This is a genomic window from Streptomyces sp. NBC_00091, assembly GCF_026343185.1.
GTDB lineage: Bacteria > Actinomycetota > Actinomycetes > Streptomycetales > Streptomycetaceae > Streptomyces.
The window spans coordinates 63,737-81,995 of sequence record NZ_JAPEMA010000004.1 but is presented as its reverse complement, the minus strand read 5'-3'; the positions used below and the strand labels follow the sequence as shown (position 1 = coordinate 81,995).

At 72.3% G+C, this 18,259-nt stretch carries 14 protein-coding genes and 1 tRNA gene; 7 read left to right on the top strand and 8 right to left on the bottom strand.

Annotated elements, in window-relative coordinates:
• Positions 1 to 42: 42 nt before the first annotated feature.
• Positions 43 to 645 (top strand): sigma-70 family RNA polymerase sigma factor, encoded by a 603-nt coding sequence (locus OOK34_RS33460; RefSeq protein ID WP_267037924.1) that lies wholly within the window; start codon positions 43 to 45, stop codon positions 643 to 645.
• Positions 642 to 2,495 (top strand): IclR family transcriptional regulator C-terminal domain-containing protein, encoded by a 1,854-nt coding sequence (locus OOK34_RS35455; protein ID WP_323183522.1) that lies wholly within the window; start codon positions 642 to 644, stop codon positions 2,493 to 2,495. Before OOK34_RS33460 ends, OOK34_RS35455 begins: the two co-directional genes overlap by 4 nt.
• A gap of 8 nt (positions 2,496 to 2,503) precedes the next feature.
• Here the strand turns inward: OOK34_RS35455 and OOK34_RS33450 are convergent, their stop codons facing one another.
• From OOK34_RS33450 to OOK34_RS35450, 4 genes are all read right to left on the bottom strand, one after another.
• Complete coding sequence (locus tag OOK34_RS33450; protein ID WP_267038223.1) at positions 2,504 to 3,280, bottom strand: TIGR04222 domain-containing membrane protein; 777 nt, start codon at positions 3,278 to 3,280, stop codon at positions 2,504 to 2,506.
• Positions 3,281 to 3,374: 94 nt separating this feature from the next.
• Positions 3,375 to 4,961 carry a serine/threonine-protein kinase gene (locus OOK34_RS33445; RefSeq protein ID WP_267038222.1) on the bottom strand — a complete coding sequence of 529 codons (1,587 nt, stop codon included), beginning with the start codon at positions 4,959 to 4,961 and terminating at the stop codon, positions 3,375 to 3,377.
• A gap of 313 nt (positions 4,962 to 5,274) precedes the next feature.
• A complete protein-coding gene (locus tag OOK34_RS33440) occupies positions 5,275 to 5,751 on the bottom strand; it encodes a hypothetical protein (RefSeq protein WP_267037923.1) in 477 nt (158 codons plus the stop codon).
• Positions 5,752 to 6,850: 1,099 nt separating this feature from the next.
• Positions 6,851 to 7,207 (bottom strand): hypothetical protein, encoded by a 357-nt coding sequence (locus OOK34_RS35450; RefSeq protein WP_323183521.1) that lies wholly within the window; start codon positions 7,205 to 7,207, stop codon positions 6,851 to 6,853.
• A 926-nt stretch (positions 7,208 to 8,133) separates the two neighbouring features.
• Between OOK34_RS35450 and OOK34_RS33430 the strand changes: the two genes are divergently transcribed.
• Positions 8,134 to 9,237, top strand: coding sequence for a hypothetical protein (locus OOK34_RS33430; RefSeq protein WP_267037922.1), 1,104 nt, complete (start codon positions 8,134 to 8,136; stop codon positions 9,235 to 9,237).
• A 955-nt stretch (positions 9,238 to 10,192) separates the two neighbouring features.
• The gene (locus OOK34_RS33425; RefSeq protein WP_267037921.1) at positions 10,193 to 11,182 is read left to right on the top strand and encodes a hypothetical protein; all 990 of its coding nucleotides are present in this window, start codon (positions 10,193 to 10,195) and stop codon (positions 11,180 to 11,182) included.
• Positions 11,183 to 11,336: 154 nt separating this feature from the next.
• On the opposite strand, the gene OOK34_RS33420 is transcribed toward OOK34_RS33425, so the two are convergent.
• Together OOK34_RS33420 and OOK34_RS33415 are read right to left on the bottom strand one after the other, a co-directional pair.
• Positions 11,337 to 11,421 (bottom strand) — tRNA-Leu (locus OOK34_RS33420).
• 147 nt (positions 11,422 to 11,568) lie between these two features.
• Positions 11,569 to 12,510: a beta-ketoacyl-ACP synthase III gene (locus tag OOK34_RS33415; protein ID WP_267037920.1), complete on the bottom strand. Its 942-nt coding sequence runs from the start codon at positions 12,508 to 12,510 to the stop codon at positions 11,569 to 11,571.
• 205 nt (positions 12,511 to 12,715) lie between these two features.
• Here OOK34_RS33415 and fdhD point away from each other — a divergent pair, with 205 nt between their 5' ends.
• A complete protein-coding gene (gene fdhD / locus OOK34_RS33410; RefSeq protein WP_267037919.1) occupies positions 12,716 to 13,564 on the top strand; it encodes a formate dehydrogenase accessory sulfurtransferase FdhD in 849 nt (282 codons plus the stop codon).
• 171 nt (positions 13,565 to 13,735) lie between these two features.
• Here fdhD and OOK34_RS33405 read toward each other — a convergent pair whose 3' ends face one another.
• Both OOK34_RS33405 and OOK34_RS33400 read right to left on the bottom strand, forming a co-directional pair.
• Positions 13,736 to 14,161, bottom strand: a complete 426-nt coding sequence (locus OOK34_RS33405) for a (2Fe-2S) ferredoxin domain-containing protein (protein ID WP_267037918.1) — start codon at positions 14,159 to 14,161, stop codon at positions 13,736 to 13,738.
• A 9-nt stretch (positions 14,162 to 14,170) separates the two neighbouring features.
• Positions 14,171 to 15,205, bottom strand: a complete 1,035-nt coding sequence (locus OOK34_RS33400; RefSeq protein ID WP_267037917.1) for a bile acid:sodium symporter family protein — start codon at positions 15,203 to 15,205, stop codon at positions 14,171 to 14,173.
• Positions 15,206 to 15,335: 130 nt separating this feature from the next.
• On the opposite strand from OOK34_RS33400, the gene OOK34_RS33395 reads away from it, so the two are divergent.
• Together OOK34_RS33395 and OOK34_RS33390 are read left to right on the top strand one after the other, a co-directional pair.
• Positions 15,336 to 16,187 (top strand): LysR substrate-binding domain-containing protein, encoded by an 852-nt coding sequence (locus OOK34_RS33395; RefSeq protein WP_267037916.1) that lies wholly within the window; start codon positions 15,336 to 15,338, stop codon positions 16,185 to 16,187.
• 229 nt (positions 16,188 to 16,416) lie between these two features.
• On the top strand, positions 16,417 to 18,240 hold the full coding sequence (locus OOK34_RS33390) for a long-chain fatty acid--CoA ligase (RefSeq protein ID WP_267037915.1): 1,824 nt from the start codon (positions 16,417 to 16,419) through the stop codon (positions 18,238 to 18,240).
• Positions 18,241 to 18,259 lie beyond the last annotated feature (19 nt).

Here is an 18,259-nt window from a genome sequence, read left to right as displayed (position 1 = left end):
CGCTGCTCTCATGGACCCGCACAGGGGATGAGGTGGGGAACGGTGAACGATGGCGGACCGGAGGAGTCCGGCGGGGCCGTGGGACTGCCCAGCCGGCGGCGGCAGCCGACGCCCATGAACCAGTGGGATCCGACCGCGCGCCTGTCGTACTGGGCCTTCCACACGAACCGGCGGCCCGCGTACATGCGCTTCGCGTACCTTCAGCTCGGCTCCGACGCGGCCGCCGAGGACGCCGTCGACGCCGCATTCGACTCGATCATGAACGAGTGGCTCCGCATGCTCCACATGGACCGTCTCGACGCCTACGCCTGGACCGTGCTCAAGCAGCGGATCGTCGACTGGCAGCAGCGCCGCGACCCCCGCCTGCGCCGCCCCGAGCCGATGGACACCAGCGCCTTCGAGGCGGCCCTCAAGGAGGCCCATTCCGACCAGTACGAGGTGCTGACCGACACCATCCGCTTCTACTCGGCGGTCTCCCGCCTCGCCGAGCGGCAGCGGGACACCGTGATCCTGCGCTACGGGCTCCAGTGCACCCCCGGCGAGGCCGCCGCCGTGATGGGCGTCGACGAGGCCATGGTCCGCTCGCAGCTCGGCCAGGCCCACCGGCGCCTCGCCCGGCTGCTCGACACGTCCGCCGAATCATGAGGCCCGGCGAGGAATCCGGTTCCGGCGAAGGCCGCGGCGCGGCCCCGCGCACCCTGGAGGAGTTCCTGGCCCGGGCGGGCGTGCGCGACCGCTACCCGCACTACGACATCGGCGCGGCCGAGGCCCGCCTGCTGCGCGCCCCCCGCGCTCCGGGCGTCCCGGCCGCCGCCCCCTCCCGCAACCGGCGCCGGCCCTTCGGCTGGAGCGACCCCGCGCGGGACGTTCCGCTCGACTCCGAACGGGCCCGCCGGGACCTCAAGGCCGCCTGCCTCGCCGTGGTCGACGACCCGCGCGCCCGGGCCGACCTCGAGCGGTTCGTCGGGAGCCGGCACTGCGACCTGCCGGGGGCGGTCGTCTTCGGCTGCCTCCTGTACCTGGCGGGCCTGCGCGAGGGCTCCCGCTTCTGGTGGCAGTTCGCCGCCGGTTCCGGGAGCCCGCGCACCGCTCCGGCCGCGTACTGCCTCTTCCTCGACCACTCCCGGCGCGGCGAACACCACGACGCCCGGCTCTGGGCGCGGGAGCTGGGCCGCCGGGGCTTCCGGCCCGGCGGCCGTCGCGAGCTGCGCGAGGTCCGGCTGTGCGCCCAGGCGGCCGTCCTGCGGTACGTCGACCAGGTGATCGACCCCGATCTGGGCCCGGTACCGCTGCCCGGGCCGGAGCTGCCCGGGGTGCTGGCCGCGTTCCAGCCGCCGCCCCCGCTCCCGGCCCAGCGCCCACGCCCCGGCCCACGCCCCGGCCCACGCCCCGGCCCGGGCCCGCTGCGCCACCCCGCGCTGACGTCGGCCGCGCGGGGGACGGTGGTCCAGGCCGACACCGGCGAGGCCCTGGCGCAGGCGCGGCGCGCGCTGGCCGTCGTACGGGTCCTGGAGCGGCACCCGCTGGGCGTACGGGCCGCCCGGCTCGCACGGAAGTCGGGGCTCGCCGAGGGGGAGCTGCGGCCCCTCCTGTCGATGCTGCGCGAGGAGGAGTACGCGTACTGCCCGGGCTCGGGGGTGTACGCGCCGGGCCCGGCCCTGGACCGGCTCGCGGCCCCGGGCGGCGCCGGCCTGGCGGGGCAGCTCCAGCGCACCCTGGCGCTGGCCCGCGACAGCGCGGGCGCCGCCGTCTACCTCAGCCGGTACGCGGAGGGCGAGGTCCGGATCACGCAGACGGCGGACGGGCCGGGGACTCCGCCGGTGCGGGAGTGGGTGGACTTCCGGGCGGCCGCGCACGCCAGCGCGGTCGGGAAGTGCCTGCTGACCCAGCTCGACCACGACGGCCGGGCCGACCACGTGGCCCGCCACCGCCCGACCAGACTCACCCCGCGGACCATCACCGACAGCCGGGCCCTGTTCAGCGCCCTGGACGCGGTGGCACCGGGCTCCCCCGTCTTCGACCTGCGCGAGTACTCCCCCGGGGTCGTCTGCTCGGCGGTGCCCATCGCGACGGGCGACGCCGCCGGAAGCCTCGCGCTCTCCCTGCCGGCGGCCCACGCCCACCGGCTGCACTCCGCGACCGAGGCCCTGCGCCGCAAGGCGGTCCCGGTGCTGCTGGCGCTGCTGCTGTCCGGGGCCATCCCCCCGGACGCCCCGGCGGACACCCCGCCCCCCGCAGCCAACACCGCCGCCACCGCCGCCACCGCCCCGGAGACCCTGCGCCACCTGGGCCGGATCTTCCGCACCCCGCTGACCCGCGTCACGGCGTCCGCCACCGGCCCCCACCTGGTCAGCGACTCGGCGTCGGGGGCGGCGTACCTCTTCGACGCCCTCCCGGAGGACGGCCGGCCCCGCCTCTCACTCCCCCAGACCGTGGCCCCGCTCACCCCGGGCAGCCTCGCGACCCCGGACGGCCTGGTGGTCCTGGGCACCTGAGGCGGGGATCAGCCCCCGCAGCTCGCGAAGGCCTCGCCGGAGCCGCCGCCCCGGTCCATGGGCTCCCTCGGGGGGCGGGTCAGCAGGCCGCTCTCCTCGGTGAACCGGGGGAGCTGGGCGCGGAGCGCCGGGGCGCCGAACAGCGCGACGCTCATGAGCAGCTCGTCCGGCCGGTGCTCGGTCGCCCTGCGGGCTCCCTCGTGGTCTCGGCGCATCCGGGTGAGCAGCGCCGCGCCGCTCAGGGTGCGCCGGGGCCCTGCCCACAGGGTTACCGCGGCGGCGTCGGCGAGGAGGCCGAGCACCATCCACGCCGTCCGCCCACCCGCGGCGGCCGCGAGCGGAGCGGCGGCGAAGACCGGCAGCAGCAGGCCGCGTACGACCCACGCCCGCCTGCGGGACACCAGAAGCCCCGCCCGCTCCAGTTCCGCGGACATCCTCCGGATCGCATCGCGCACCCGCTCGATGCCTTGCAGGCGGCGCGGGTGCAGGGGCCCGTACAGCACGTGGTACTGGGCGCGGGCCACCTCGGAGCAGCCGCGCGGCAGCCGGGCCTCGCCGGGCCGGACGGTCTGCCGCCATCCGGCCCTGACCGAACCGGCCAGATACAGCTCGACCAGCCCGGTCTGCGCCGCACCCCGCGCGCCTGCGCGCAGGAGGCCCAGTGCGGCGGGAGAGAGCCGCCGGTCGAGCCGGCCGGGCGCCGGCTGCCCGCAGGGGCGGAGGCGCAGAGCCGCGGCGGTCAGCAACAGGAGCCACGCGGCTCCCGCCGACACCGCGTTGAACATGAGCACGGGCCACCCCTCCCTCTGTGCGACCAGAGTGACGCCAAATTCCTTGTTCCGCCAGCAGGTTGCCGTCACCCGCGACCGGGCGACGGTCCTAGCCGGCCGGGGCGAAGGAGTCCAGGGCCGCGTCGAAGTGGCTCCTCGCCTGCGCGAGGCGGCCGACGGGGGCCGATACCCAGACGTCGTACATCCGGCCGTTCTCGTCCCAGCAGAGGTCGAAGGTGTGCCGGGGGCCTTCCGCGGCCGTGAAGCCGTTCCAGGTGAACTCCCAGAGGGCGGCGGGCAGTCCGTTGTGCGTCGTGGAGACGATCGTGTTGTCGCGGTAACCGGGGTTGTTGTCCGGGCCGTTGGTGTCGGACTGCCGCATCGCGCCGAGCGGTCCGCCCGCCGACGCCGGCTTCACCTTGATGCCGATCCGGATCGCGCCGTCCGCGGAAACGTAGAAGACCCGCTGGTCGTCGGTGGTGCGCTGGAAGCCCTGGGGTACCGCGAGGGCGAAGCCCTGCGGGTCGGCCACGATCCGGTAGCCGGCGGGCGCGGGCTTGGCCGACACGGAGTGCGCGGGCGGGGGCGGGGGCGCCGGCGCGGTCACCGTGGCCGTCGCCGTGGCCGTCGCCCCTGGTGCCGCCGTCGGGGACTGGGCGGCCGGCGTGCTCGCGCCCGGGGACGGGGAAGGGGAAGGGGCGGCGGGGCGGTCGTCCTGCGCCGCCACTTGCCCCTTGCCCGCCGTCCGGTCGGCGAGCAGGGAGGTCACGGCCACGGCGCCGATGACGGCCGCCACGACGAGCGCCACGACCAGCCCGACGCGCAGGCCCGAGCGGGACTTCGCCGCCTCCGCGGGGCCGGCCGGCGCCGGAGCCGTGACGCGTTCGGTCGGCGAGTACCCGGCCGGGGCGGGGCCGGCCGGCCGGTGCGGGCCGGGGGCCCGGTCGTGGAGGGGGAGGCTGCCGGTGGTCACGTACGCGGACAGCAGACGCTGGGCCTCCACCACCCCGAGCCGGCGTGCGGTGTCGCGCTCCAGCAGGCCCCGGATCAGCGGGGTCAGCGGCCCGGCCTGCGCCGGCGGGCGGATCTCGTCGTAGACGACGGCGTGCAGGACCCCGCCGAGCGAGTCCCGGTGGAAGGGCGACTCGCCGGTCAGCGCGGCGCACAGCAGCGCGCCCAGGGACCACAGGTCGGACTCGGGGCCGGCGGCGGCTCCCTGCATCCGCTCGGGGGAGGTGTACTCGGGTGAGCCGACGAACGCGCCGGTCTCGCTGATGGTGGTGGAGCCCGCGAGGCGGGCGATGCCGAAGTCGGTGAGCACCACCCGCCCGGTGCCCGTCTCCATGAGGACGTTGGCGGGCTTGACGTCCCGGTGGAGCACCCCGCGGTCGTGCGCCGCGCTGAGGGCGCCGAGCAGGGCGAGCCCGATGCGGGCGGTCTCGCCGGGGTTCAGGGGCCCGTCGGCGGTGAGCCGGTCGGCGAGCGAGCCGCCCTCGACGAGTTCCATCACGATGTACGGACGGCCGTCGTGCTCGACGACGTCGTGTACGACGACGACGTGCGGATGCTTGATCTGCGCGACGGTGCGCGCCTCGCGCAGGGCTCCGGTGGCTTCCTTGCCCTCGCCGACGTGGAGTTCCTTCACGGCGACCGCGCGGCCGAGGAGTTCGTCGGAGGCCTGCCAGACGGTCCCCATGCCGCCCCGGCCCAGCCGCTTCCCCAAGCGGTACCGCCCGGCGATCACGAAGTCCCTGCGCGGTTCGTCCTGCGACACGTTGCCCCCCTTGACCCGGTCAGGCCCATGATGCCGCACCGACGGATCCGGCCTCCCCGTTCTCCGCCCTCGCGCCCCGCCTTCACCCCGTCTTCGCCCCGGAACGCAAAAAGAACCCCACCGGAGTGGGGTTCTTCGTGTGTGGTCAACCGACGGAATGCGCCTAGCTGCGGGTTCACGAGAGTGTTGGGGAGTCAGTTCCCAGGTGGATGAAGATCTCTTCCCGACCCGGTGGTCAGCGCCTGGTTACTCCGCGCTGGGGGGCTGCGATACGGAAGAGCAGATGGCGAGCCTTGCGACGAACAGCCTCAAGGCGACCGGCCACGACCAGTGTCTTGAGAGAGCGCCGCACCTCCGTCAGCGACGGGTGTGCGAATGCTGCCTGGATGTCCTTGGCTCGCCAGAGGCGGTGGGGCTCCTGGGCCATCAGGAGCAAGACCTTATCCGTGTCCAGCTCGACGGTGGGCTTGCCAGGGGCGGCGTCCGCCGGGGCTTCCTGTCGTGACGCCCGGATAGCGGGGTGCGTGATGGGCGGGGCGGCGAGCCCTTGCCACAGCTCGGCGATCTCCTCGATCTCGCGAGCGGAGTCCAGGAGAGTCTCGTAGTGGAGTGCCTCTGCGGTGGCGTGGGCGTGCCGGCGGCTCCACTCCGCCTTCAAGGATCCGAGATCGGAAATGGGGGGCGAGGTCGTTCCTTGGTCTGAAATTGCCACGCGCCCGACGCTAGCGCCACCGACCAGGCCGTCCAAGGTTGCGGCTGCGCAGTCCCTCTAATCGGTGATGCTCAGCCGCACCCGCGCCCACCACGGCGACGACCTCACCGCAGACATAAGGGACAGGAACGTAACCCAGCAATGGGACCCGTGCCCCGCCTAACACAGGTCCGCCCGGGAGACAGGCACCGGGAGGAACCGTGATCGCGGCAGCCGGCGCCGCGGGCTTGGCTGCCGTTGCCCACGCATCGGCACGGAAACGCTGCCTCTATTTCAAACGGAGTGGTCATCATGGAGGGCCACGAAGAGCCATTCGGGCCAGCCGCAGTGGCGGACTTCCCTCGGGGTCGATGCCGTGCAGGTCGGCCATGGCGAGCTGGGCAGTCAGCTCGGGGCATGGTGTCCTTCGCCTGGCGTGAGAACACGGTCGCGTCGAGTGCGAAGCTGCTGGACGTCAGCCGGAACGCGATCTACAAGTACGTTTCCGATTCGATGGGCATCGTGCAGTCGGCGTGTGGCTACGGGTGGGTATCGGCCATGGACTGCACGGTGCGGGCCCATTCCAAGTTTCGCCACGCACCGTCTCCAGGGTGGCGCGGGTGTCGCCGTGGTCGTCGGGGTCTGGGATGACGTTCTCGACGAAGCGGATGATGGTGTGGGCAGTGCCCAGCACGGCCGGGCTGTGGGCGTCGCGCGTCCAGTCCCGGAAGGAAGACAGCAGAATGCACCCGACCTCGTCCAAGGCAAAGGAGTCCGGGTGCGGGTCCCCGTCGCCCAGGAGTCCGGTGATGGGGAAGACGGTGTTCTCGGCGAGCGCCGCAGCAGCAGGAAGGCCAGCTCCGGAGTGGACTCCGTGCGGCTGGCGGCGTAGTTCCCGCCGCTCATCAGGTCGGCGGGCACCTCACCGGATGTGTTGGTCGCGTACTGACATGAAAGCGAGAGACCGCAGGCGGTTGTGAGGAAAACCGAGATGGCCTCGTATGGCTGTCGGTAGGGAAAGCCTGGGGCGGCGATCTCCTGGAGTGCCTTGCTGCCGACGCAGGATGGCGTCGGCAGCAAGGCGTCAGGCGGACGCGGTGGTGTCCGCTTCGTAGCAGTGTCAGTCGAGGACGTCGGGGATTGGGTCGGTGTTGCTGCGCTGGAGGGCGTTCTTGGAGCCGGCGACCGGGCCGAGGGCCCAGTCGGATAGGGCCATGGAGTCCATGTAGCGTTCTTCGTCGTTCAGCAGGACCCCGATGATGGTCTTGCCGTTGCGGGTGACGGAGAAGACGAGGCACTTGCCGGCAGGGGTGGTGGTGCCGGTCTTGATGCCGATCGCGCCCGGGTACGCATAGCCGGTCGGGCGCGGCTGGCCTCGGCGGGGGCTGTTCGGCTCCGCGCGAGGGGGTGCTGTCGCACCTCCTGCTGTTGCCCGTCGGGTCCGCCAGTACGTGCCCGCACGGGAATCAACGTGCACGAAATGTTGGCCGAAACACACCGTGTGGTAGCCGGCACCGGCCCAGCAGCCGGTGTCGCCCGACGGTTGGCAGCGAGTTCCAAGAGTCAAGGAAGCTGCTGCCCCACTCGATGAGGGGTTCGCACCTGCCCACAGGAAGGTGCCCGGAAGGCGCCAATGCTCTCGCCGGGCTCGCCCTCCAAGCGAGGAAGCGGACGTGGCCTTCCCATCGACGAGCTACGTGAGCAGCTGCCTTCGCCTCGCGACGCTGAATCACCACCCACCCGCACCGCCGCAACCTGAGCATCAACGACTGCCTGTCCCAGCTCCTCGACCATGCCGGACCTCAAGCGCACCCACGGCCTGGTTCGCCGGTTCGCCACCGTGGTGGACGACCGCGACATAACTGCCCACAGAGGGGCCCTTCCCGTTGACGCCTCGCCGAATCACTGCGCGAAGACCGGCATGCCGTCGCCCAGGGAATCGTCGCCCCTTACAAGTCCGGGGTTAACGAAGGTCGCATCAACGACATGCAACTAGAAAGCACCTAACCCACCGCGTTCCTGATCCTCCATCTACACCCCGCTACGCAGACCTGGGACCTGCATCACCGAGATAATCTGCGGCTACGAATGTCTTGCCAGAGTCACTCTCATGAGTGCACCGATACCTGTTTGAGGGATTCTGGCCTGAAACGAGAAATGATGCACGGAAAGCTTCACGCGGCAGGGGTGGCTGGAAATCCTCCGGTGGCTCATTTGCGGCGCCAGCTGACGCACAGCGTACTCCCCTATCTCTCCCCGATGGATTTCGAACAGCATCACTGCAACAGCTAAGCTCTCGCTCGCAGCATGAACCCCTGTGGCCAAGCTCCAGGGGTCACCTCATTGTTCGGACGTGTCCCCACGGGGGTGGGGCACAGTCTGCCGATTGCCAGGGGGTTGGGGATGGGTGCGGGTACGGAGCCGGACGGTTCCTCCAGGTCCGATAAGGAGTGGGAGCGGTTTCTGCGTGAGTCGGTGGCGGGTGCTGCCGACGCGCCCAAGGAGCCGTCCGCGCGGGCCCGCGAGGTGGCGAAGCGGCTGCGCGAGGAGCCCGACCGCGGCCTGGAGGGCTGGCGCAGCTACACGCCCGCGCAGCCCAAGCGGCGCAAGGTCTGGTACGTGGTCGGGCTGGTGGCCTCGCTGGTGGTGCTTGCGTTGGTGGCACTCGCGCCGGGGCGGGTAGCGGACCTGTTCGCCGACGAACAGTCGGAATCCGCGCCGCTGGCGGGCGAGACCACCCGCCCGACCCAGGGACCCCCGGCGGAGGCGGCCCAACGCCCCACCAAGGAGGAACCGTTCCGCGGCTCCCCGGCGGCGAGCTGGGCCAGCGGAGCAGCGGGTATCACCGTGCCGGAGGCCCGGGCAGTCGGCTGGATGGGCGCGGCCGAGGTCGAACGGGCCCTCGCCGGCAGCCGGGACTTCCTCGTCGCGTCCAGCCTGGACCGCGCGGTGCTACGGGGCGAGCGCCCCGAGAAGGCGATTGCACTGATCAACCCGCACCAGAAGGACGTCCGAGACCTTCTGGAAACCGCTTTCCGGACCCCGAGTGAGAAGAACGACCCCCTTCTCCTCTTCAGCCGCTTCGAGCCATCCCGAACGCAGCTGGTCGGCGACGTCGTGAAGACCCGGGGCCGGCTCACCTACCGGGAGGGCGAGCGCGGCGCGCTCCAGGTGACCGCCGACATCACCTTCGTCTACCCGGTCACCCGGGCGAACGCGGGCGGCGACGACGAGATCGTGCGTACGATCGTCCGGCGCGAGCTGGTCCTGAGCTGGGACGACCCCGCCAAGGTGATCACCAAGCCGGGCACGTTCTCCATTATCTCGTACAAATACAACATGACGAACGGCGGCTGCGACGCCGCCAAGGGGTACCTCACCCCGCCTTTCGGCAAGGACCGCCGGGCGGACGAGGCCGGCACGAAGATCGACCCGTACGACCGCAGCGCGCCGGTCGGGCGGGGCGAATCCTCTGGAGACGGATGCGGGAAGGCGACGCGGTCCTAATGCCCTGAGCCGGAGATTCGTCGGCTGTAGGCGGCTACGACGAAAATTTATATAGAGGAAATCCTGTGAATGAACTCGGCTACTCGTGTGCGATCTGCGCCCGTGATCTGAGCCGATCGGATGCGGAATTCATTCAGCTGACCGCGACGCGGCCGGACTGAATTCAAATGCAGCAGTTCTACGTTCATGCCTCTTGCTTGGCATCGAAACTCGATCCGAGCGTGCCCCTCGGGGAGCTGTTCGAGACCTGAGGCTTACGCGAGCGGATGCCGATTCCGGTCCCGGCACGCTCCGCGTCCCCTGCGCGTACCAGCCAGGGGGCGGCGGTACTGATCGCACCATGCGCATCCTGGACGCGTTCGAGGCAGGCGACCGCACCGTGCAGGACGGGCGCATCATCGAAGAGCGGTCCTACCTAGACTGCACCACCTTCCCCTACTTCAAGGACGCCCAGAAGCGAGATGGGCGATCCCGGCGCCCCGTTCCACACAGGCCTGAGACGTGTTCGCCGATGCCATCGACAGCGCGTCAGCGTTGCCGGTGCCCTGGGCGGGGCCGACGCCGGGCGGTGACGGGTGCCCACATGGCTGGCGGATGGCGTACGTGACGCCGACCTGGACACCAGGAACCCCGCGCAGTAGGCAAGTTCGGGGCCGGGGGTGATCCAACCGTCCGGGATCCAGCCGTTCACGTATCCCTCCAGGAACGCGGCGAGCTCACCGGTTTCCGAATGTCCGACGGCTTCGGCGGCCTCTTCGTACGGCAGCCAACCCGTCACCGCACCCGTAAGCGTCAGCGGCGCTCTTGCGGCGTCGGCGTGTGCGGTGAAGAGCCGGGCTGCGGGCCGTGCCGTGCAGTCTCCGCCCCGATGTGAAGTGCGTCCGGTCCGGGCGGTGACCGCTCCGAACCGCAGGCATCCGGGCGGGGCGATTGCGACCGCGAGGCGCACGGCCGCGTGTGTGCAGGGCTCACCTTGGTCGCGGCGCTCGGCGGCGCCCCCGAACACGCACCCGACGGGCATACTGACCGGTACCTGCCCGCCCTCGTCCTGGCCTTCACCGTCCACAAACCCGGCCACGACCCCGCAGGCAACGCCGTCACCGCTCTCCGCGATGTTCACCGCCGCGGCTACAAGGCGGGCTGGCTGGCCGCAGACCGCGCCTATAACGCGGCCCTGCCCGAAACCTTCCAGGCCCCCGTCCGCGACCTGGGATACCGCCCCGTCTGGGACTACCGCATCGACCAGCTCGGCATCCAGGGCAGCCACGCCGGCGCACTCCTCGTCGACGGCACCTGGTACTGCCCCAACCTGCCGCAGGCCCTCATCGCCGTCACCTCGGACCTCCTCGAGAAGAAGATCGACAAAGTCACCTGGCGGTCCCGCGTCAACGCCCGCGCCGCCTTCCGCCTACGGCCCAAGGCCGCCCCCGACCACCGCGGCGCACGCCGGATGCTCTGCCCCGCCGCAGGCACCCACCCCACCGTCGCCTGCCCCATCAAACGCCGCAGCCTCGGCCGAGACGCCCGGCTTCCCGTCATCGACGTCATGCCCACCCCAACGGGCCCGCCCGAGGTCTGCCGACGGGAGTCGCTCACCTTCGCCCGCAACATCGGCATCCGCTACTGGCAAGAACTCGACCACGGCCTCGCCCCCTGGACTCACCACTACGTCCGCTTGCGCAACCGCGTCGAGCACTTCAACGGTTACGCCAAGGACCACGAAGCCATCGAACGAAGCCGCACCCGCCGCATGCGCGGCATTGCCTCGCAGTCCCTCCTCCTCGCCTTCCAGATCGCCCACGCCAACCAGCGCAAACTTGCCAGCTGGCTCGCCCCCCGACGACGGCCAGCCAGCCCGCCGCCGCCCCTCCAACCGCCACAAGCGCAAGAACCCCAGCAACTGGACCCCCAAGGGCTACCTCCCCGAGACGACCCCGACACCTGATCCGCCCCACCCCCTGCACCCCACCTGACCAGCACAAAAACATCTGGCCCCCTGCGAACCGCAGGGGGCCAGAACACGTTCACACACAACAACAGAGCCGGTCAAAGCGACATACTGTCGCTTTGACCGGCTCCATTTGGTCGGTTGACCTCTGTGTCCGAGGGGGGACTTGAACCCCCACGCCCGATAAAGGGCACTAGCACCTCAAGCTAGCGCGTCTGCCATTCCGCCACCCGGACCAGGTGGTCGGCCCCGGTTTCCCGCGGCGACATGGACAACAATAGCAAAGGATCGACGGGGTTCCGACCACATATCCGAGCGGCCGCCGGCCCGCCACGCCGCGCTGACCTGCGGGCATGCGCGGGCCTCGGGGCGGCCGGGGTCCGCTACGGGCAGCGGATGACCTGGCCGGCGTAGGAGAGGTTGCCGCCGAATCCGAACAGGAGGACCGGGGCGCCGGAGGGGATCTCGCCGCGTTCGACCAGCTTGGAGAGGGCCATCGGGATGCTGGCGGCCGAGGTGTTCCCGGAATCGACGACATCGCGGGCGACGACGGCGTTGACGGCGCCGATCTTGGCGGCGAGCGGCTCGATGATCCGCAGGTTCGCCTGGTGGAGGACGACGGCCGCCAGTTCCTCGGGGGCGACCCCGGCCTTCTCGCAGACCTTGCGGGCGAGCGGCGGGAGCTGGCTGGTGGTCCAGCGGTAGACGGACTGGCCCTCCTGGGCGAAGACCGGGGGCGAGCCCTCGATCCGCACCGCGTGGCCCATCTCCGGGACCGAGCCCCACAGGACGGGGCCGATGCCGGGCTCCGCGCAGGCCTCGACCACGGCCGCGCCCGCGCCGTCGCCGGTCAGCACGCAGGTGGTGCGGTCGGTCCAGTCGGTGATCTCGGTCATCTTGTCGGCGCCGATGACCAGCGCGCGGGTGGCGGAGCCGGCCCGGATCGCGTGGTCGGCGGTGGCCAGGGCGTGGGTGAAGCCCGAGCAGACGACGTTGAGGTCCATCACGGCGGGCGCGCCGCCCATGCCCAGCTTGGCGGCGACCCGCGCGGCCATGTTGGGGGAACGGTCGATGGCGGTGGAGGTGGCCACCAGGACCAGGTCGATGTCGTCGGGGCTCAGACCGGCGTGGGCGAGGGCCTTTCCGGCGGCCTGGTAGGCGAGCTCGTCGACCGGCTCCTCGGGGCCCGCGACATGGCGGGTACGGATGCCGACGCGGGAGCGGATCCACTCGTCATTGGTCTCGACCATGGCCGCGAGGTCCTCGTTGGTGAGCACTTTCGCGGGCTGGTAGTGCCCTAGCGCCACCACGCGTGAACCGGTCATGGGCGGGGTCCCCCTCTGTACGACTGTCAGGATCACCCAGCTTTGCCTGCTACCGGTGGGTACGTGTGCGCGTGACCCGACAGGATTCCGCCACCGGATTTTGGAGAATTCCGAGCAACTTCCTGCCGGGGACGTGCTCGGCCGCAGATCCGCGAGAATGTCCTCGTCAGGTGCACACGAGGACGGAACAGGTGGGCTGATCACGATGGGACGGGTCACCGAGCGGCGCCGCGTCATACGGATCCGGGGCGGGGCGGCCGGGGTCCGGCCCGACACCCTGGTAGCCGAGGAGCCGCTGGAGATCCGGCTGAACGGCAAGCCGCTGGCCATCACGATGCGCACCCCGGGTGACGATTTCGCGCTGGCGGCGGGCTTCCTGGCCAGCGAGGGCGTGATCGCGCACGCCTCGGACATCCAGGCCGTGACCTACTGCGAGGGGGCCACGGAGGACGGTTCCAACACGTACAACGTGGTCAACGTACAGCTGGCCCCCTCGGTGCCCGTTCCGGACATCACGCTGGAGCGGAACGTCTACACCACCTCCTCCTGCGGGCTGTGCGGCAAGGCCAGCCTGGACGCGGTCCGTACGGCGACCCGTTTCCCGGGGCTCGCCGCCGATCCGGTACGGATCCCCGCGGATCTCCTCAGCGAGCTGCCCGGCCGGCTGCGCGCCGCGCAGAAGGTCTTCGACCGCACGGGCGGGCTGCACGCGGCCGGGCTGTTCTCGGCGCAGGGCGAGCTGCTCGACGTACGGGAGGACGTGGGGCGGCACAACGCCGTGGACAAGATCGTCGGGCGGGCGCTGCAAGCGGGGCGGCTGCCGCTGGCCGGGTCGGTGCTGCTGGTGTCGGGCCGGGCGTCCTTCGAGCTGGCGCAGAAGGCGGTCATGGCCGGGATCCCGGTGCTGGCGGCGGTCTCGGCGCCGTCCTCGCTGGCGGTGGACCTGGCCCTGGAGTCGGGGCTGACGCTGGTCGGCTTCCTCCGGGGCCCGGACATGAACATCTACGCGGGCGAGCAGCGCATCGGCCTGCCCGGCGCGGGCGGCACCCCCTAGTGCTGCGGCCGGAAAGGTTTGCCGGGTCGCGGTGTCCGGTGCGGTGCATCGCAAGGCGGAGGACCGCGGCTCGTACTGGACGTACTTGCGCGGTCCGACAACGCTGCGAGGTGCCGTGCCGGGCGCCGTGACCCGGTGAACCTTGCCGGTCACAGCACTAGCGGCGGCGGCCTAGCGGCGGCGGCCCCGGCGGGGGGTGGGGGCCGGCTTCGGCTCCGGGGGGTCGATGCGGTGGAGGTCGAGGGTGGCCGGGAGCGGGGTGCTGCCCGGGCCGCCGGACTCGGCCCAGGCGATGATCTCGTCCGTCGCGGTGTCGTCCAGGGCCCAGCCGAACCAGACGGCCCGGGCGCCCCTGCGACGGGCCTCGGTGGTGGGCTGGACCACGATCACGTTGGCCTGCGCGCAAGGCCCGAGGCACTCGCTCGTACGGACCGCCAGCCGCCCCTCGGACGCGGCCGCGGCCTCGCGCAGCCGGGCGAGCTGCCCGGCGTGGTCGGAGCCGGGGTTCTTGCGGGGGTCCCCGCAGCAGCAGCCCCGGCAGACCACGAGGGTGCAGGGGCGCGGGGCATGGGCGGCGAGCGGGCGTATCCAGGTCACCGCCGCACGTTACCGGCCCTGTGGGGCGGGGTGTTGGACCGTGGGCGAGACCTCCGCCACATGCCCGTCCGGGAGTTCGGGGTCCTGGGCGCGGCGGCGGGCCAGGACCGCGCAGACCATCAGCTGCATCTGGTGGAACAGCATCAGCGGCAGCACCGCCAGGGAGGCCTGCGCCCCGAACAGGACGCTGGCCATGGGCAGTCCGGCGGCGAGGCTCTTCTTCGACCCGGCGAACTGGATGGCGACGCGGTCCTCGCGGCCGAAGCCGAGGCGCGCGGCCCCGTACCAGGTGGCGAGGAGCATGACGGCGAGGAGTACGGCCTCCACCGCCATCAGGGCGCCCAGGCGCGGGAGGCTGACCTGGTGCCAGACCCCGGCGGCCATGCCCGCGCTGAAGGCCGCGTAGACGACGAGCAGGATCGAGCCCCGGTCGACGTATCCGAGCACCTTCTTGTTGCGGACCAGGAAGCCGCCGACCCAGCGGCGCAGGCCCTGGCCGAGGAGGAAGGGCAGCAGCAGCTGGACGACGATCCTGCCGAGGGAGTCGAGGGAGAAGCCGCCGGCGTCGTTGCCGAGGAGGGCCGCGGCGAGCAGCGGGGTGAGGAGGATCCCGGCGAGGCTCGAGAAGGAGCCGGCGCAGATCGCGGCGGGGACGTTGCCCCGGGCGATGGAGGTGAAGGCGATGGAGGACTGGATGGTCGAGGGGACCAGGCACAGGAAGAGCAGCCCGCTGTAGAGGGGCTGGGTGAGGAGGCCCGGCACGAGGCCGCGGGCGGCCAGGCCCAGCAGCGGGAAGAGGAGGAAGGTGCAGGCCAGCACGGTGAGGTGGAGCCGCCAGTGGCGCAGGCCGTCGAGGGCCTCACGGGTGGAGAGCCTGGCTCCGTAGAGGAAGAACAGCAGGGCCACAGCGGCGGCCGAGGCACCCTCGGCGACGGTGGCGGCGGCGCCCCGGGCGGGGAGCAGCGCGGCCAGCCCCACGGTGGCGAGCAGGGCCAGTACGTACGGGTCCAGGGGCAGCCGGGCGGGAAGGCGGGGGCGTCGCATGGGGGTGCTCACTTGCTGTCGTACGAGGAGGAAGGGGGTAGGGGCTACGGCCCATGGTCGCGGGTCGGCGGTCATCGGGAAACACGCACACCGCACTGACTGCCATCGCGGAACGCAATAGGCTGGTCCCGTGTACGACCCGGTCCAGCTGCGCACCTTCCTCACCGTGGCCCAGACGCTCAGCTTCACGCAGGCCGCGGCCCGGCTCGGGGTGCGGCAGTCCACGGTCAGCCAGCACGTGCGGCGGCTGGAGGAGGCCACGGGGCGCCCGCTCTTCGTCCGGGACACGCACAGCGTCGCCCTGACGGAGGACGGTGAGGCGCTGCTGGGCTTCGCGCGGACCATCCTGGAGGCGCACGAGCGGGCCGCGGCCTTCTTCACGGGGACCCGGCTGCGGGGGCGGCTGCGGTTCGGGGCGTCGGAGGACTTCGTACTGACGCGGCTGCCGGAGATCCTGGAGGGGTTCCGGCACGAGCACCCCGAGGTGGACCTGGAGCTGTCGGTGGAGCTGTCGGGGACGCTGCACGAGCGGCTGGACGCGGGGCGCCTCGATCTGGTGCTGGCCAAGCGGCGCGGGCCGGGGGACGAGCGGGGGCGCCTCGTCTGGCGGGACCGGATGGTGTGGATCGGGGCGGAGGGGCTGCGGGTGGACCCGGAGCGTCCGGTGCCGCTGATCGTGTTCCCGCCGCCGGGGATCACCCGGGCGCGGGCGCTGGAGGTGCTGGAGCGGGACGGGCGGGCCTGGCGGATCGCCTGTACGAGCGGCAGCCTCAGCGGTCTGATCGCGGCGGCCCGGGCCGGGCTCGGGGTGATGGCGCACACCCGGGGGCTGATCCCGCCGGGGCTGGTCCGGGTGGGCGGGCTGCCGGAGCTGGGGCCGGTGGAGTTCGCCCTGCTCCAGGGCCGCCGCCCGACGCCCGCCGCCGAGGCGCTGGCGGCCGCCGTCCTGGCGGGCGGCGACCGCCTGAGCCGGCCGGCGTAGGTACCTCCGGGGTGATCCGGGGAGCCCCTCGTGGGCCTGGGCGCCCGGACGCCCGGGGGCGGGGCCGGAGGGCCGGTCGGCTCACACGTCCGGGCGCCGTCCGTGTGTCCGCGTCGCAGGTCGCGGGGCATGCGGGGCCGGGGGGATCTTGTGGAGGTTTCCGCAAGGGTGCCGGGCACGGGTGCGGTTGGGGTAGCGTCGCGGCGCCCTGCACGCAGAGGAGCGGAATTTGCGCGAGTTCACCGTGCCACCCGTGGTCACCGGCGCGTCGGCCGGCGGCCTGGCCGACACCGTCTTCCAGCGCGCCGGGCAGGAGCCGGACCGGGTGGTGCTGGGGCGCAAGGCGGCCGGGGTCTGGCGGGACGTGACCGCCCGGGAGCTGGCCCAGGAGGTGCTCGCGCTCGCCAAGGGGCTGCTGGCGCAGGGGGTCCGCTTCGGGGACCGGGTCGCCGTGATGTCCCGTACCCGCTACGAGTGGACGCTGTTCGACTTCGCGCTGTGGGCGATCGGGGCGCAGCCCGTCCCCGTCTACCCGTCGTCCTCGGCGGAGCAGGTGCACTGGATCCTCCACGACTCCGCCTGCACGGGGTGCGTGGTGGAGGACGAGGACCAGGCGATGACGGTGGGCTCGGTGATCGAGCGGCTGCCGGGGCTGCGCCTGCTGTGGCAGCTGGACGCGGGGGCGGTGGCGGAGCTGCTGGCGGCCGGGCGGGGGGTGGACGAGGACGTCGTGCACCGCCACCGCCGGGCCGTGACCCCGGACGCCGTCGCCACCGTCATCTACACCTCGGGGACCACGGGCCGGCCCAAGGGCTGTGTGCTCACCCACGCGAACTTCATGTACGAGGCCGACACCCTGGTGGCCCGCTGGGAGGCGGTGTTCCGGGCGGGGCCGGGCGAGCAGCCGTCCACCCTGCTGTTCCTGCCGCTGGCGCACGTGTTCGGGCGGATGGTGGAGGTGGCGGCCGTACGGGCCGGGGTCAAGCTGGGGCACCAGCCGGCGGTCGCCGCCGCCGAGCTGCTGCCGGACCTGGCCGCCTTCCGGCCGACGTTCGTGCTGGGGGTGCCGTACGTCTTCGAGAAGATCTTCGCGGCGGCCCGGCGCAAGGCGGAGGCGGAGGGGCGTACGGGTCCCTTCGACCGGGCGGTGGAGACGGCCGTACGGTACGCCGAGGCGCGCGAACAGAAGGCGTTCGGGGCCGGGCCGGGCCCCTCGGCGGGGCTGCGGATGGAACACCAGCTCTTCGAGAAGCTGGTGTACGGGAAGGTCCGCGAGGCCCTGGGGGGCAGGGTGCGGTACGCGATGTCGGGCGGTTCGGCGATGGCGCGGCGGCTGGGGCTGTTCTTCGACGGGGCCGGGATCACGGTGTTCGAGGGGTACGGGCTGACGGAGTCCTGCGCGGCCGCCACCGCGAACCCGCCGGGGGCGGTCAAGTACGGGACGGTGGGGCCGCCGATCCCGGGCAGCACGGTCCACATCGCCGAGGACGGGGAGGTGTGGCTGCACGGCGGCCACGTCTTCTCCGGGTACCTGGGGGATGCGCGGGCCACGGAGGAGGTGCTGCGCGGGGGCTGGCTGGCGACCGGGGACCTGGGGCGGCTGGACGGGGACGGGTACCTGACCATCACGGGGCGCAAGAAGGAGATCCTGGTGACCTCCAACGGCAAGAGCGTGGCCCCGGCGGCCCTGGAGGAGCGGGTGCGTTCGCATCCGCTGGTGTCGCAGTGCGTACTGGTGGGCAACGACCGGCCGTTCGTGGCCGCGCTGGTGACGCTGGACATGGAGGGGGTCGCGCACTGGCTCTCCATGCGCAAGCTGCCGCAGCGGACGGCCGAGCAGGTCGCCGGGGACCCGGATCTGACGGCGGAGGTGCGGCGGGCGGTGGTGGCCGCCAACACCCTGGTCTCGCAGGCCGAGGCGATCCGCGCCTTCCGGGTGCTGGCCGAGCAGTTCACGGAGGAGCGCGGGCTGCTGACCCCCTCGCTGAAGCTGAAGCGGCGGGCCATCGAGACGGCGTACGCGCGGGAGGTCGCGGGCCTGTACCCGTCGTGAACCTCATCTGACGGACCGT